The sequence below is a fragment of the Mesorhizobium sp. P2_D6 genome, from assembly GCF_056404315.1.
On record NZ_JBFUEG010000001.1, the window covers coordinates 220,169 to 234,583 of the forward strand.

Genomic DNA, 14,415 nt, shown 5'->3' on the forward strand with positions numbered 1-14,415 from the left:
CTGCCCCGTCGGCGCAAGGAAAAATTGGCTTTTCGGTGCGACAATGCCCGCGAATGGCTGCAATCGCCGACAGGCAAACTGATCGAGACTGACGGGTGGGCATCTATCTCCCGATCGCGGAAATTTCCGTCAACGTCTTCGTCCTGCTGGCGATGGGCGCGGCGGTGGGTTTCTTGTCGGGCATGTTCGGGGTCGGCGGCGGTTTTCTGATCACGCCGCTCCTGATCTTCTACAACATCCCGCCGGCCATCGCGGTCGCTACCGGCGCCAACCAGGTCATCGCCTCCTCCTTCTCCGGCGCGCTGTCGCACATGAAGCGCGGCACGCTCGACTTCAAGCTCGGCGGGGTGCTGCTGGCCGGCGGCATTGTCGGCTCGACCGGCGGTATCTTCGTCTTTGCCTTCCTGCGTCGGCTCGGCCAGCTCGATTTATTCATTTCGCTGCTCTACGTCGTGCTGCTCGGCACGGTCGGCGGACTGATGCTGGTCGAAAGCGTCAATGCGCTGCGCGCCACGCGCAGCGGCGCTGCGCCGGTGTTGAAGAAGTCCGGCCAGCACAACTGGATCCACCGGCTGCCGCTGAAGATGCGCTTCAGGGCCTCCAAACTGTTCGTCAGTGTCATTCCGGTGCTGGGGCTCGGCGCGGGTATCGGCTTCCTGTCGTCGATCATGGGTGTCGGCGGCGGCTTCATCATGGTGCCGGCGCTGATCTACCTCCTGAAAGTGCCGACCAACGTCGTCATCGGCACTTCGCTGTTCCAGATCATCTTCACCTCGGCCTACACCACGCTGGTGCACGCCACCACCAACCAGACGGTCGACGTCATGCTTGCCTTCCTGCTGATGGCGGGCGGCGTCGCCGGTGCGCAATATGGCGCCAAGGCCGGCCAGAAGCTGCGCGGCGAACAGCTCAGGGCGCTGCTGGCGCTGCTGGTGCTGGCGGTCGCGATCCGGCTTGCCATCGATCTCTTCGTCACGCCGCCAAACCTCTATTCGCTGACCGCGGCAGGCCTGAACTGATGCGGGGATGGAGGATTTTTTCGGCCGCCGCTCTGCTTTTCGCCCTCGCCCTGCCGGCGACAGCACAGGCGCCGAACCCGCTGCCGGAAGGCATCCAGATCGGTCTCTCCACCGACGCCGTGTCGATCACCGCCGGTTTTTCCGGCGCCGACCTGACCATTTTCGGTTCGCTGGAAAACCCCGATCCGCTGGTGGCGCGGCAGGGACGCTATGACGTCATCGTCGTGCTGGAAGGGCCGCCGCGCCCTGTGGTGGTGCGCCGCAAGGACCGGGTGCTCGGCGTCTGGGTCAATCTGGAATCCGAGACCTTCGAGAATGTGCCGATGTCCTATTCCGTCGCCACGACGCGGCCGCTGCAAGACATCACCGAACCCAACAGCTACAAGCAGCTGTCGCTCGGCGCCTCCAACCTTTACATGCAGCCGGCCGACGCCACCGACAGCCCGGCGACGATCGAGGAATTCACCACGGCCCTGCGCGAACGCAAGGCGGCGACCGGCCTCTACAGCGAGAATGTCGGTGGCGTGCAATTCCTGTCGCAGAACCTGTTCCGCGCCACGGTGCGGCTGGCGCCGAATGTCCCGGTTGGAACGCATAAAGCCCGCGCGTTCCTGTTCAAGAGCGGCCTGTTCCTCAAGGAAAGCTCGGCCCAGCTCGAAATCCGCAAGTCGGGTTTCGAACAGTCGATCTTCCGCGTCGCGCACGATTATTCCTTTCTCTACGGCGTCTTTGCCGTGTCGCTGGCCATGATCACCGGCTGGCTGGGCAGGCTGATCTTCCGCAAGGATTGACGCCCAGAAGCCCATTTTCCCGGAAAAACAGGGTTCCCCTTTCCGCGTTTATGCGATAGATCGCCGCCTCCCAACCCTCGGGCAATTACGGACAATCAATTCGGCAAGCGGTCCGGACATCCGGATGACAGTGCTTTTCAGCGCTGGCCACCGCGACCCAATGACAGGAGGCTGCAATGCATCAGGCATTTGGCGGCATCGATTTCGGCACGTCCAATTCTACGGTGGGCGTAATCCGGAACGGCCAGGCACGACTGGTGGCGCTGGAAGCGGAACAGCCGACATTGCCAAGTGCGGTGTTCTTCAACTTCGAGGACGGCCACACCTATTTCGGCCGCCGCGCCATCGCCGACTACACCGACGCCATTGAAGGGCGGCTGATGCGGTCGCTGAAGAGCGTGCTCGGCAGTTCGCTGGCGCATGAGAAGACGCGCATCAAGGCGCGCCAGATCGGCTTCATCGACATTGTCGGCATGTTCGTCAGCCATCTCAAGACGCGGCTCGAGGAAGATGCCGGCGCTCCCGTGGAGAGCGTCGTACTCGGCCGGCCCGTGCAGTTCGTCGACGATGATGCGGAAGCCGATGCCAAGGCGCAGGGCGAGCTTGAAAAGGCAACGCGCGCGCAAGGCTTCAAGCACATCGCCTTCCAGTTCGAACCGATCGCCGCTGCACTCGATTACGAACAGGGTGTGGCACGTGAGGAGCTGGCGCTGATCGTCGACATGGGTGGCGGCACGTCCGACTTCTCGATCGTGCGGGTTTCGCCCCAGCGCGCCCGCTCAAGCGATCGCAAGGACGATATTTTGGCCAATCGCGGCATCCACATCGGCGGCACCGACTTCGACCGGCTGCTCAGCATCGCCCATGTCATGCCCAAGCTCGGCTATCTCTCACCGACGAAAGACGGCAAGCGCAATCTGCCGGCGAGCTACTTTATCGATCTGGCCACGTGGCAGCGCATCAACCTTGTCTACACCGCTAAGGCGATGACGGACCTCAGGCAGATCCGCTTCGAGGCCAAGCGTGCCGACCTGGTCGAGCGCTTCATCCACATTGTCGAGCATCGCTACGGCCATGCGCTCGCCGGGCTGGTCGAACGAGCGAAGATCGCGCTGACGGATCAGGCTTCGGCTGATGTGACGGTGGCGCTGCCCGACGTGCATTTTGCCGCCGAAATCACGCGGACAGGCCTGGAAGAGACTGTCGCCGCCGACATCGAACGGGTGTCCGCGACGGTGCGGCTGACGATCACTGACGCAGGCGTGAAAGCGTCCGACATCACCGCCGTGTTCCTCACCGGCGGCTCGACCGCGATCCCGCTGGCGAGGCGAGAAATCCTGTCGCTGGTGCCGCAAGCCGCTGTCATCGAGGGCGACATGTTCGGCTCGGTCGGGCTTGGCCTGGCGCTGGATGCAAAGCGGAAGTTCGGCTAGCCCCCTCACGCATGGTCTGCAGAGGCGCTGAGATGCGCTTTGAGCGCCATCTGCGCCAGGCTCGCCTGGCGATCGCGATGGGTGATCATGGCGAAGTCGCGCTTCGGCAGTTCGAGCGGCACCGACCGGAGGCTGCCCTCGGCCACGGCGCGCCCGACGACGAGATCGGAAATGATGGTGGCGCCGGCGCCGGCCTCGACCGCCTGGCGAACCGCCTCGTTGCTTGGCAGCACCAAAAATATCTGCAGATCGGCGAGCGAAATCCCTTCGCGGCGGGCCAGATCCTCCAGCACCTCGCGCGTGCCCGAACCGCCCTCGCGAATTATCCAGCGCAGCCCCCTGATGTCGGGGCGGCCCGGCGCGATTTCGACGATCTCGGGATGCGAGGCGGCGACAACCAGCATCAGTCTGTCGACGTCAACCTTGGTGCGGCGCAGGATATCGGACTCGGTGCGCCCCTCGACCAGGCCGAGATCGGCAGTGCCGTCCAGCACATTGGCCTCCACCTGCCTGGTGTTGCCGATGGTGACGCTTAAGCGCACCGCCGGGTAGGCCTCATGGAAGGACGCCAGCCGGCGCGGCAGCCAGTAGCTGGCGATGGTCAGGCTGGCGGCGATCGACAGGCTGCCGGCGACGGTCTGCGAGACATGTTCCAGCACGTTGCGGGCGGCGGCCGCGCGCTCCAGCACCGCCTTGGCCTCAGGCAGGAAGCGGTGGCCGGTTTGCGCCAGCTCAATGTTGCGGCCGACCCGGTTGAACAGATGAACGCCGTGCTGCTCCTCGAGCGCACGGATGGCCGCCGACGCAGCCGACTGGGAGATGCCCAAAAGCTCTGCCGCCTTGGTCATGTGGCCGCGTTCGGCGACGGCGATGAAAATGCGCAACTGATCCAGGGTCATGCGCGCATTAAGAACCAATTTCGATCGAATTTACAAGAACAACTGATTAGACAGATCGATAGCTTTATTCTACTTTTTCGACCGAAGTTAGAAGAAATTCGCCAACAGATCGCAGCCAACAAAATGATCGGGCGGTTCAGATCCCTGCTTGCGCATTGGACCCGTGGCCTCAGGCGGCGGCTGGCTGGCGACCGCTATCACCCTGAAGAACACTATATGCGCGGCCCCGGACCGAAGACGCGGGCCAAATTCTCAGGCAGCAAAAGCACGCCGGGTCCATGAGCCACGGAGCGCCGCGCGGGGCCAATTCCGCACCGTCGCAACGGCCGCTTGCCGATACGCGCGCGCCGGATGAAGGCGACGGCGTCGACACCTCGCCCGATGTCTCCGACAGCATCGCCAAGACCACCTGCTATATGTGCGCCTGCCGTTGCGGCATCGACGTCCACATCAAGGACGGCAAGGTGCGCTACATCAACGGCAACAAGGACCATCCGGTCAATCGCGGCGTGATCTGCGGCAAGGGCAGCTCCGGCATTATGCAGCATTACAGCCCGGCGCGGCTGAAGAAGCCGCTGCTGCGCAGCGGTCCGCGCGGCTCCGGCGAATTCCGCGAGATCGAGTGGGAAGAAGCCTTTGCGATTGCGACGGAACGACTTTCCAACATACGCCGCACCGATCCGAAAAAGCTCGCCTTCTTCACCGGGCGCGACCAGTCGCAGTCGCTGACCGGCTGGTGGGCGAGCCAGTTCGGCACGCCGAACTTCGCTGCCCATGGCGGCTTCTGCTCGGTCAATATGGCGGCGGGCGGGCTCTACACGATCGGCGGTTCGTTCTGGGAGTTCGGTGAGCCGGACTGGGACAACACCAAATACTTCATGCTGTTCGGCGTCGCCGAGGACCATGATTCCAACCCGATCAAGATCGGGCTCGGCAAGCTCAAGGCGCGCGGTGCCAAGGTGGTGTCGATCAACCCTTGCCGCACCGGCTACAACGCGATCGCCGACGACTGGATCGGCATCAGGCCCGGCACGGACGGCCTCTTCGTCTTCGCCCTCATCCATGAACTGCTCAAAGCCGGTCGCGTCGATCTCGATTATCTGCTGCGCTACACCAACGCTCATGTTCTGGTCATCCAGGAGCCGGGCGGGGCCGATGACGGGCTTTTCCTGCGCGACAGCGACAACAATCCCGTCGCCTGGGACCGGGTGGCGAAGGCCTCCATCAATGCCGCCGACCCAGATGCAAAGCCGGCGCTGACCGGCAGCTACACCGTCGCCGGCCGCCGCTGTGTGCCGGTGTTCCAGCTCGTCGCCGATCGCTACATGGACGACAGCTACGCGCCTGACGCAGTCGCGGCGCAGTGCGGCATTCCGGCCGACACCATCCGCCGGATCGCGGCCGAACTCGCGCATGTCGCCTTCGAACAGACGGTAGAACTGCCGGTGGCATGGACCGACTGGGCCGGGCGTCGGCACGACACGATCAAGGGACGGCCGGTGTCGATGCATGCCATGCGGGGCATATCGGCCCATTCGAACGGTTTTCACTCTTGCCGCGCCATCCATCTGCTGCAGGTGCTGCTCGGCACGATCGACGTGCCCGGCGGCTTTCGTTTCAAGCCGCCCTACCCGCGCTCGGCGCCGCCGGGGCCGAAGCCGTGCGGCAAAAGCGTAAAGCCGATGACGCCGCTGGACGGCGTGCCGCTTGGCTTCGTCTGTGGGCCGGATGACCTGCTGGTCGATGAGGCCGGCACGCCGCTTCGCATCGACAAGGCCTATTCCTGGGACGCGCCGCTGGCCGCGCATGGGCTGATGCATACGGTCATCCGCAATGCCTGGGCCAGCGACCCTTACCCGATCGACACGCTGATGATGTACATGTCGAACATGGCGTGGAATTCCTCGATGAACACCGTCGAGACCATTGCCATGCTGACCGACCATGACGAGGCGGGCAACTACAAGATCCCCTTCATAATCTATTCCGACGCCTATTATTCGGAGACCGTGCCGTTCGCCGACCTGGTGCTGCCCGACACCACCTATCTCGAACGGCATGATTGCATCAGCCTACTCGACCGGCCGATAAGCCATGCCGATGGACCGGGCGACGCCATCCGCCATCCCGTGGTCGAGCCCGACCGCGATGTCAGGCCGTTCCAGTCGGTGCTGATCGAACTCGGCGCGCGCCTCGGCCTGCCCTGCTTCGTCAACGACGATGGGTCCGCGAAATACAGCGACTATGCCGACTACATCGTCAATCACGAGCGCACGCCGGGCATCGGCCCACTCGCCGGCTGGCGCGGCAAGGACGGCACGTCTGTCGGCAAGGGCGAAGTCAATCCGGACCAGCTGCAGCGCTACATCGACAATGGCGGCTTCTGGCACCAGGACTTTGCCGCCGACCAGCGCTATTACAAGATGGCCAACCGCTCCTATCTCGACTTCGCGGAGCAGTTGGGGTTCATTCCCAAGGCCGAGCCCATCGTGTTCCAGCTCTATTCCGAGCCGATGCAGCGCTTTCGCCTCGCCGCGCGCGGCCATGGCCGCGTGCAGCCGCCGGAAGCCGAGCGCGGCCGTATCGAGACCTATATGGACCCGCTGCCGTTCTGGTTTACGCCGTTCGAAGAGGCCGCCGTCGATCTCGAAAAATATCCGCTGCACGCGCTCACGCAGCGGCCGATGCACATGTATCATTCCTGGGGTTCGCAGAATGCGTGGCTGCGGCAAATCACCAGTCAGAACCGGCTGTTCGTGCACCACAGAAAAGCGGCTCACCTCGGCCTTGTCGACGACGACTGGGTGTGGATCGAAAGCATCAATGGCCGGGTGAAGGGGCAGATCAAGCTGGTCGACGGCGTCAATCCAGATACGGTGTGGACCTGGAACGCCATCGGCAAGAGGCGCGGCAGCTGGGGGCTGAAGGACGATGCCGCCGAAAGCAATCGCGGCTTCCTGCTCAACCACATTATCGGCGACCAGACCTCGGTCGATGCCAACGGCAAGCGCTATTCGAATTCCGATCCGGTGACCGGACAGGCGGCGTGGTTCGATTTGCGGGTGCGCATCGTCAAATGCGCGGCCGAGGAAGCCGGCTTCACCGAGCCGCAATTCGAGCGTTTCAGCCAACCGCCAAATGTCGCGCCATCGCCCGACATCCTTCGCTACGGCGCCGAATTCCGCGTCAACAGGGAAGCCGTGGAATGACCTGCCTTCCCACCCATACCGACAAGAAGCTCGGCCTTGTCATCGACCTCGACACCTGCGTCGGCTGCCAGGCCTGCGTCACCGCCTGCAAGGAGTGGAACACCGGCGGCCACATGGCGCCGCTGACCGACATTCACCCCTATGGCGGCGATGTCGACGGCGTCTGGTTCAACCGCGTGCACAGCTACGAGCACACGACGGAGGCGGGCGGGCGCACCGTCAACTTCCCGCGCTCCTGCCTGCATTGCGAGACGCCGGCCTGCGTCACCGTCTGCCCGACCGGCGCCTCCTACAAGCGGGCGTCGGACGGCATCGTGCTGATCGACGAAAGCAAATGCATCGGCTGCAAATTGTGCAGCTGGGCCTGTCCCTATGGCGCGCGCGAATTCGACACCGATGTCGGCGTGATGAAGAAATGCACGCTCTGCGTCGACCGCATCTACAACGATAATCTGGCCGAGGAGGACCGCGTGCCGGCCTGCGTTGCCGCCTGCCCGACCAGCGCCCGGCATTTCGGCGATCTCGGCGATCCCGCCTCGGCGGTGTCCCAACTGGTCGCCAGCCGTGGCGGCGTCGACCTGATGCCAGAGATGGGCTACAAGCCGACCAACAAGTACCTGCCGCCGCGTGCCCACACCGAGCGTGCAGCTTCAGTGGCGGCACCGAGGCTCGAGGCGGTCAAGGCCGAAGGCGGTTTCCTCGGTTGGGTCGACCGCATGCTTTCTAACTGACCAATGCATCCAGCCTTTTCCGTCGTCTTCTTCACCACTGCCACCGGCGCCGGCTACGGCCTGCTGGCACTGCTTGGCGTGCTTAGCGGACTGGGGTTCATCCCGGCCGATTTCTGGCTCGGCCTCATCGGCATGGGGCTGGCGCTCGGCCTGATCGCCGCCGGCTTGTTGTCGTCGACCGGCCATCTCGGCCGCCCCGAACGTGCCTGGCGCGCCTTCTCGCAATGGCGCAGTTCCTGGCTGTCGCGCGAAGGCGTGGCTTCGGTCGTGACCTTCATTCCGGCCGGGCTGTTCGGCCTTGGCTGGGTGTTTTTTGGCCGCACCGGCGGCTGGGTGACTGTTGCAGGGCTGCTCGCGGCCATTGGCGCGGTCGTCACCGTCTGCACAACCGGCATGATCTATGCGTCGCTGAAGCCGATCGCGCAGTGGCACAGCCGCTACACACTGCCCGGCTACCTCATCTTCTCAGTGATGACCGGCAGCGTGCTGCTCAATTCGCTGCTGCAGGCATTCGCCATCGGCTCGAACCCCGTCGTGGCCGCCGCCCTGCTGCTGACCTTGCTCGGCTGGGGCTGGAAGGTGGCGACCTGGCGATACAATGATGCGCTGGAGATCGCGACCACCGCCAACACGGCAACCGGGCTTGCCGGCGGCACGGTGCGCTCGCTGGAGTGGCCGCATACCGAAGAAAATTATCTGCTCAAGGAAATGGGCTTTCGTATCGCCCGCAAGCACGGCGCCAAGTTGCGAGGGATCACGCAAGTGCTGGCTTTTGCCTTGCCGGCTCTGTTTCTGCTTGCTGTTCTATTCGCTTTGCCCTGGCCGCTCGCGGCGGTGCCGTCGGTGCTTGCGGCCATTGTCCAGTTCGTCGGCATGCTGGTCGAGCGCTGGCTGTTTTTCGCCGAGGCCAAGCACACCGTTACCCTCTATTACGGGCGGTAGCGCGCCGTCAGGCGGCCCGCGCTTCCGGCGCCGCCGGCAAGTCCTTCAGCAGGATTTCGATAGCGGCATCGACCACCGCTGTCCGTCGGTCGTGCGCATAGAGTCCGTATTGCACGATGAGCGGGTCGGGCACCGATGTCTTCAGCACGCGCATTGAGCCAGTGCGCACCGATTCCGGTGGAAGCAGTCCGACGCCCAGTCCGTTCTCGATCGCCGCCTGCAGGCCGGTGACGCTCTGGCACGACAGAATGATCCTGTGCTCTCGGCCGGCGGCAACCAGCGCCTCGATCATGCGCCTGCGCCAAGGGCAGGTTGCACCGAAGGCGACGAGATCGAACGGCCGTTCCTGATCCAGCACATAGTCCGTAGCGCAGACCCATTGCAGTTCGACATTCCACGTCGTCAAGGCATCGGCTGCGACGACCGATGTCGGGGCAATCATGACATCCAGCGCGTCCTCGCTCCACAGCCGCCCCAGCGCGACACTGTGCTCGACCATGGCGTCGAGGCTGATGTCGGGATAGGTGCGGTGCAGCCGTCCCAGCGCGGCCGAGAGCGCTGCGGTGGTGACTTCCTCGGCGAGGCCGATGCGCACGCCGCCGCCAATGCCGGCCTGCTGCAGCCGCGCCACCGCTTCATCGCCGAGGGCCAGGATGCGGGTCGCATAGCCCAGAAAGAGCTCTCCCTCCGCGGTCGGCACGACGCCGCGGCCGGTGCGCTGGAACAGATGCCGCTGGAGCAGGCCCTCGAGCCGGCGCATCTGCATGCTCAGCGACGATTGGGTTCTGCGGGTCTGTGCGGCGACCCTGCTCAGGCTGCCTTGCCGGCAGACCGCGACATAGGTGCGAAGAAGGTCGAGGCCGATCTGTTCAGATATCATTTTCTGTGAACTCTGATGTCATTGATATCAATCTATAATGATATCGTGCCACGCGCTATCTCCCTCCCACAAGAACAGGCAGGGAAGAAATCATGAAAGCGATCCGTGTTCACCGCCATGGCGGGCCAGAGGTGCTTGCCTATGAGGATGTCGACATTGGCCAGCCCGGGCCGGGCGAGGTCCGCGTGCGCAACCGGGCGGTCGGCCTCAACTTCGTCGACGTCTATTTCCGCACCGGCGAATATGCGCCACCCGCTTTGCCGTTCACGCCGGGCAATGAAGGCGCCGGCGAAATCATCGCGGTCGGCGAAGGCATCAGCGGCTTTGCCCCGGGCGATCGCGTCGCCTATGTCGAGACGCTCGGCGCCTATGCCGAGGAGCGCATCGTGCCGGCGCATTTCGTCGTGCATCTGCCCGACGCCATCGATTTCGAGACGGGTGCGGCAATGATGCTGAAGGGGCTGACGGCGCAATATCTGTTGCGCCGCACGTTCCGCGTCGAGGCCGGCCACACCATCCTGGTGCATGCGGCGGCCGGCGGTGTCGGCCTCATCCTGACGCAATGGGCAAAGCATCTCGGCGCGACCGTCATCGGCACGGTCGGTTCGCCGAAGAAGACCGAACTTGCACTCGCCAATGGCTGCGACCATGTCATCGACTACAGCAGGGAAGATTTTGCCGCGCGGGTGAAAGAGATCACTCGTGGCGAAGGCTGCGACGTCGTCTATGACGGCGTCGGCAAGGCGACCTTCCCGGCCTCGCTCGACTGCCTGCGGCCGTTCGGCACGTTTGTCAGCTTCGGCACGGCGTCGGGATCGATCCCGTCCTTCGACATCATGCTTTTGATGCAGAAAGGATCGCTGTTCGCCACCTGGCAGTTGCTGTTCCATCATCTCGCCAGGCGCGAGGACGTTGTCGCCATGAGCGAGGATCTCTTCAGCGTCGTGCTCGGCGGCGCGGTGAAAATCCCCGTGCACACAAGCATGCCGCTCGCCGAAGTGGCTGAGGCGCATCGCCGGCTCGAGGCGAGGCAGACAACCGGCGCAACAGTTCTGCTGCCGTAGGCTTAGCCCGGCCGCAGCATCGAACCGGAAATGGCGAAGATGCGCTCGGCGCCCAGCATATAGGCCATCAGCGTCTCGCGGCGGAACAGACCGGCATAGGCGCGGTCGAGCACGTTGAGCGAACCGGTATAGGCGCCGAAGGCCGGCATGATCATGCGGCCGCCATCGCCTGCAAAACAGCGCCGCCGCACCGAGCGGCCGCGCTGGACGATGCGCGCACAGGGATGGAGATGGCCTGCGACTTCGCCCTCGGTTCGCACCTTCGACGGCTCGTGGCGGAAGAGCAGCGAGCCGATGGCGAGTTCGCGCACCGTCTCGCCCGGCAGGTCGGCCGGCGCTTCCGGATCATGGTTGCCGGCGACCCAGAACCAGTCGCGGCCGGCCATCAGCGCCTCCAGCCGTTCGCGGAAGGATTGATGCATCCGCTCGGCGCCACCGCCATCGTGAAAGGAGTCGCCCAGGCTGATGACGATCGAAGGCTGATAGTCCGCGATCACCGCCTGCAGCCGCAACAAGGTGGCGCCGGTATCGTAAGGCGGGATCAGGGCGCCGCGCCTGGCGAAGGACGAGCCTTTTTCGAGATGCAGGTCGGAGACCGCGAGCAGCCGCAGATCGGGGAAATAAAGCACGCCGCGGGGATCGCAGACCGCGCGTTCGCCGGCGATGCCGACCATGTCGGCCTCGCCGATCAGTGTTGCGCGCGCCAGCGAAAAATTCATTTCAAGTCAGACCCTCTTGGTCCGGTTTCGCCCTTGGCCCCATGGCCTCTTCAACCAGATCGGCGGCCTCCATGAGCAGAGACTCGTTGGCGCCGCCATTGACCGATTCCCTGCCGATCTCCAGCATCACAGGCAGAGCTAGCGGCGAAATCTGGTCGAGATGCTTATGCATGATTCGACCGCGCACACGCGAGAGCATCTCGGCAAGTCTGCTGACATCGAGCAAGCCGGCCGAGGCATCGGTGCGGGTCGCCTGCAGCAGGATATGGTCAGGTTCGTGGCTGCGCAACACATCGTAAATCAGGTCGGCCGAGACCGTCACCTGGCGGCCGCTCTTCTCCTGCCCCGGGAAACGCTTCTCGATCAGCCCGGCAATGACGGCGCAGGTGCGGAAGGTGCGCTTCAGCATCCAGCTGTCGTTCAGCCAAGCTTCGAGGTCGTCGCCAAGCATGTCCTCGTCGAACAGAGCAGCCAGCGACGGCTTCTTCGCCTTGAACAAGGCCGCCATGTCGTCGAGCGCCCAGACGGCCAGCGAATAGTCGGTGGCGACGAAGCCGAGCGGACGGGCGTTGGCCCGCTCCAGCCGGCGCGTCAAAAGCATGCCGAGCGTCTGGTGCGCCAGCCTGCCCTCGAACGGATAAGCGACCATGTAGTGGCGGTTGCCGCGCGGAAAGGTTTCGACCAGAAGATCGCCCCGCTTGGGCAGCACTGACTTTTCCTTCTGCAGTCTGAGCCAGTCGGCAACCTGCTCGGGCAATGCCTGCCATTTGTGGGGATCGGCCAGCATGCCGCGCACCTGCTCGGCGAGATAGGTCGACAGCGGAAACTTGCCGCCGGCATAGGAGGGCACGATGATGTTGGCGCCGGCGCCGTTGGAGACAACGCATTCGTTCTCGCGGATGCCCTCGAAATGCAGCACCTTGCCGGCGAACAGGAAATTGTCGCCGGGACGCAGCGTCTCGGCGAAATACTCCTCGATCTTGCCCAGCACCGGTCCGCCGCGCCCAACCATGCCGCGGCCCTGCCGGACATAGCGGACGTTGAGCTCCGGCATTTCGACGATGGTGCCGACATTCAGCCGGTATTGTTGCGCGACGCGCGGATTGGAGACGCGCCACAACCCGTCTTTGGTTTTGCGGATGCGGGCGTAGCGCTCATAGTTCTTCAGGGCATAACCGCCGGTGGCGACGAAGTCGACGACACGATCGAAGGTCTGGCGCTCAAGCCCCGCATAGGGGGCCGCGCTGCGCACCTCCTCGAACAGAAGATCGGCGTCGAAAGGCGCGCCACAGGCGACGCCCAGCACATGCTGCGACAGCACGTCGAGCGCGCCATTGATCAGCGGCGGCGTGTCCTGCGCGCCGAGATAGTTGGCGTCGAGGGCCGCACGGCATTCCAGCACTTCGAAGCGGTTGGCCGGAATGAGGATCGCCTTCGACGGCTCGTCCATGCGGTGGTTGGCGCGGCCGATGCGCTGCGCCAGCCGGCTGGCGCCCTTGGGCGCACCGACATGCACGACCAGGTCGACATCGCCCCAGTCGATGCCGAGGTCGAGCGTCGAAGTGGCGACGATGGCGCGCAGCGCATTGTCGGCCATCGCTTTCTCGACACGACGGCGCTGGCCGACATCGAGCGAGCCGTGATGCAGCGCGATCGGCAGCGAATCCTCGTTCGCCCGCCACAGTTCCTGGAACAGCATCTCGGCCTGGCTGCGGGTATTGACGAACAGCAGCGTCATGCGATGTTTCTGGATCGCCTCGTAGATCTCGGGGATGGCATAGCGCGCCGAATGTCCCGACCACGGCACACGCTCGCGCGAATCGAGGATGGAGATGTCGGGCCTGGCGCCGCCGGTGACGGTGATCAGCCCAGCCATCTCGCCGGGTGGATTTTGTCCGACCAGCCAGCGCCGCAATTCATCGGGCTCAGCCACCGTCGCCGACAGGCCGATGGTCTGCAGGCCAGGCACGTAAGCGCGCAGCCGCGCAAGGCCGAGCGCCAGCAGATGGCCGCGCTTCGAAATCACCAACGAATGCAATTCGTCAAGCACGACATAGCGCAGATCCTCCAAGAAGCGCCTGGCATCAGGCGCCGCGATCAGCAGCGCCAGCTGCTCCGGGGTGGTTAGCAGGATATCGGGAGGCGCCAGCTTCTGGCGCTGGCGCTTGTGCGAGGGCGTGTCGCCGGTGCGCGTCTCGATGGTGACGGGAAGCCCTATCTCTTCCACCGGCTTGCCGAGATTGCGCTCGATATCGACCGCCAGCGCCTTGAGCGGCGAAATGTAGAGCGTGTGGATGCCGCGATGGGCCTGACCGGGTTTGCGCCTGGGACGGTTGGCCAGTTCGGTCAGCGACGGCATGAAGCCGGCCAGCGTCTTGCCGGCCCCGGTCGGCGCGATCAGCAGCACCGATTGCCCGGCCTGGGCTCTCGCCAAAAGTTCGATCTGATGGGCGCGCGGCGACCAGCCCTTCTCGCCGAACCATCTGATGAACGGTTCGGGCAAGGCGACACTGGCATTCTGTTCGGCAAGGCGCGGCTGCTCGGTCACGCGAAAGAGGTAGCGCGCGCGCGCGCAAACGCCAAGCAAAATCGGAACAAAAGGTGATCGAAGAGAGCTTTCCTCGCCCCGTTTACGGGGAAAGGATGCCGGCAGATAGGTGCGGCGCAGCGCTGATAATCGAAAGTTCGCGCCGCCCCTCATCCGCCCTTCGGGCACCTTCTCCCCGTA

The 14,415-nt window shown here is 64.3% G+C and carries 11 protein-coding genes; 7 read left to right on the plus strand and 4 right to left on the minus strand.

What is annotated here, in order from left to right; genetic code table 11:
* Positions 1 to 95 precede the first annotated feature (95 nt).
* The 3 genes from AC1D1L_RS00970 to AC1D1L_RS00980 all read left to right on the plus strand — a co-directional run bounded on the left by AC1D1L_RS00970 (position 96) and on the right by AC1D1L_RS00980 (position 3,243).
* A complete protein-coding gene (locus tag AC1D1L_RS00970; RefSeq protein ID WP_023669608.1) occupies positions 96 to 1,019 on the plus strand; it encodes a sulfite exporter TauE/SafE family protein in 924 nt (307 codons plus the stop codon).
* A complete protein-coding gene (locus AC1D1L_RS00975; protein WP_477338084.1) occupies positions 1,019 to 1,810 on the plus strand; it encodes a TIGR02186 family protein in 792 nt (263 codons plus the stop codon). Before AC1D1L_RS00970 ends, AC1D1L_RS00975 begins: the two co-directional genes overlap by 1 nt.
* Positions 1,811 to 1,986: 176 nt before the next feature.
* Positions 1,987 to 3,243 carry an Hsp70 family protein gene (locus AC1D1L_RS00980; RefSeq protein ID WP_477338086.1) on the plus strand — a complete coding sequence of 419 codons (1,257 nt, stop codon included), beginning with the start codon at positions 1,987 to 1,989 and terminating at the stop codon, positions 3,241 to 3,243.
* A gap of 5 nt (positions 3,244 to 3,248) precedes the next feature.
* Here AC1D1L_RS00980 and AC1D1L_RS00985 read toward each other — a convergent pair whose 3' ends face one another.
* Entirely contained in the window at positions 3,249 to 4,142 is an 894-nt protein-coding gene (locus AC1D1L_RS00985) for a LysR substrate-binding domain-containing protein (RefSeq protein WP_477338088.1), read from the minus strand.
* A gap of 278 nt (positions 4,143 to 4,420) precedes the next feature.
* On the opposite strand from AC1D1L_RS00985, the gene AC1D1L_RS00990 reads away from it, so the two are divergent.
* Genes AC1D1L_RS00990 through AC1D1L_RS01000 form a run of 3 tightly spaced genes read left to right on the plus strand, consistent with a single transcriptional unit; the run spans position 4,421 to position 9,024 of the window.
* Positions 4,421 to 7,351: a molybdopterin oxidoreductase family protein gene (locus tag AC1D1L_RS00990; RefSeq protein WP_477338090.1), complete on the plus strand. Its 2,931-nt coding sequence runs from the start codon at positions 4,421 to 4,423 to the stop codon at positions 7,349 to 7,351.
* The gene (locus tag AC1D1L_RS00995; RefSeq protein ID WP_477338092.1) at positions 7,348 to 8,082 is read left to right on the plus strand and encodes a 4Fe-4S dicluster domain-containing protein; all 735 of its coding nucleotides are present in this window, start codon (positions 7,348 to 7,350) and stop codon (positions 8,080 to 8,082) included. The genes AC1D1L_RS00990 and AC1D1L_RS00995 overlap by 4 nt, the downstream gene beginning before the upstream one ends.
* 3 nt (positions 8,083 to 8,085) lie before the next feature.
* Positions 8,086 to 9,024, plus strand: a complete 939-nt coding sequence (locus AC1D1L_RS01000; protein ID WP_477338094.1) for a dimethyl sulfoxide reductase anchor subunit family protein — start codon at positions 8,086 to 8,088, stop codon at positions 9,022 to 9,024.
* 7 nt (positions 9,025 to 9,031) lie between these two features.
* Here the strand turns inward: AC1D1L_RS01000 and AC1D1L_RS01005 are convergent, their stop codons facing one another.
* Positions 9,032 to 9,904 carry a LysR substrate-binding domain-containing protein gene (locus AC1D1L_RS01005; protein WP_477338096.1) on the minus strand — a complete coding sequence of 291 codons (873 nt, stop codon included), beginning with the start codon at positions 9,902 to 9,904 and terminating at the stop codon, positions 9,032 to 9,034.
* Positions 9,905 to 9,996: 92 nt separating this feature from the next.
* On the opposite strand from AC1D1L_RS01005, the gene AC1D1L_RS01010 reads away from it, so the two are divergent.
* Complete coding sequence (locus tag AC1D1L_RS01010; RefSeq protein ID WP_477338098.1) at positions 9,997 to 10,968, plus strand: quinone oxidoreductase family protein; 972 nt, start codon at positions 9,997 to 9,999, stop codon at positions 10,966 to 10,968.
* A gap of 2 nt (positions 10,969 to 10,970) precedes the next feature.
* Here the strand turns inward: AC1D1L_RS01010 and pdeM are convergent, their stop codons facing one another.
* On the minus strand, positions 10,971 to 11,687 hold the full coding sequence (pdeM, locus tag AC1D1L_RS01015; RefSeq protein WP_477338100.1) for a ligase-associated DNA damage response endonuclease PdeM: 717 nt from the start codon (positions 11,685 to 11,687) through the stop codon (positions 10,971 to 10,973).
* 1 nt (position 11,688) lies between these two features.
* The gene (locus AC1D1L_RS01020) at positions 11,689 to 14,235 is read right to left on the minus strand and encodes a ligase-associated DNA damage response DEXH box helicase (protein WP_477338102.1); all 2,547 of its coding nucleotides are present in this window, start codon (positions 14,233 to 14,235) and stop codon (positions 11,689 to 11,691) included.
* Between the last annotated feature and the right edge of the window lie 180 nt (positions 14,236 to 14,415).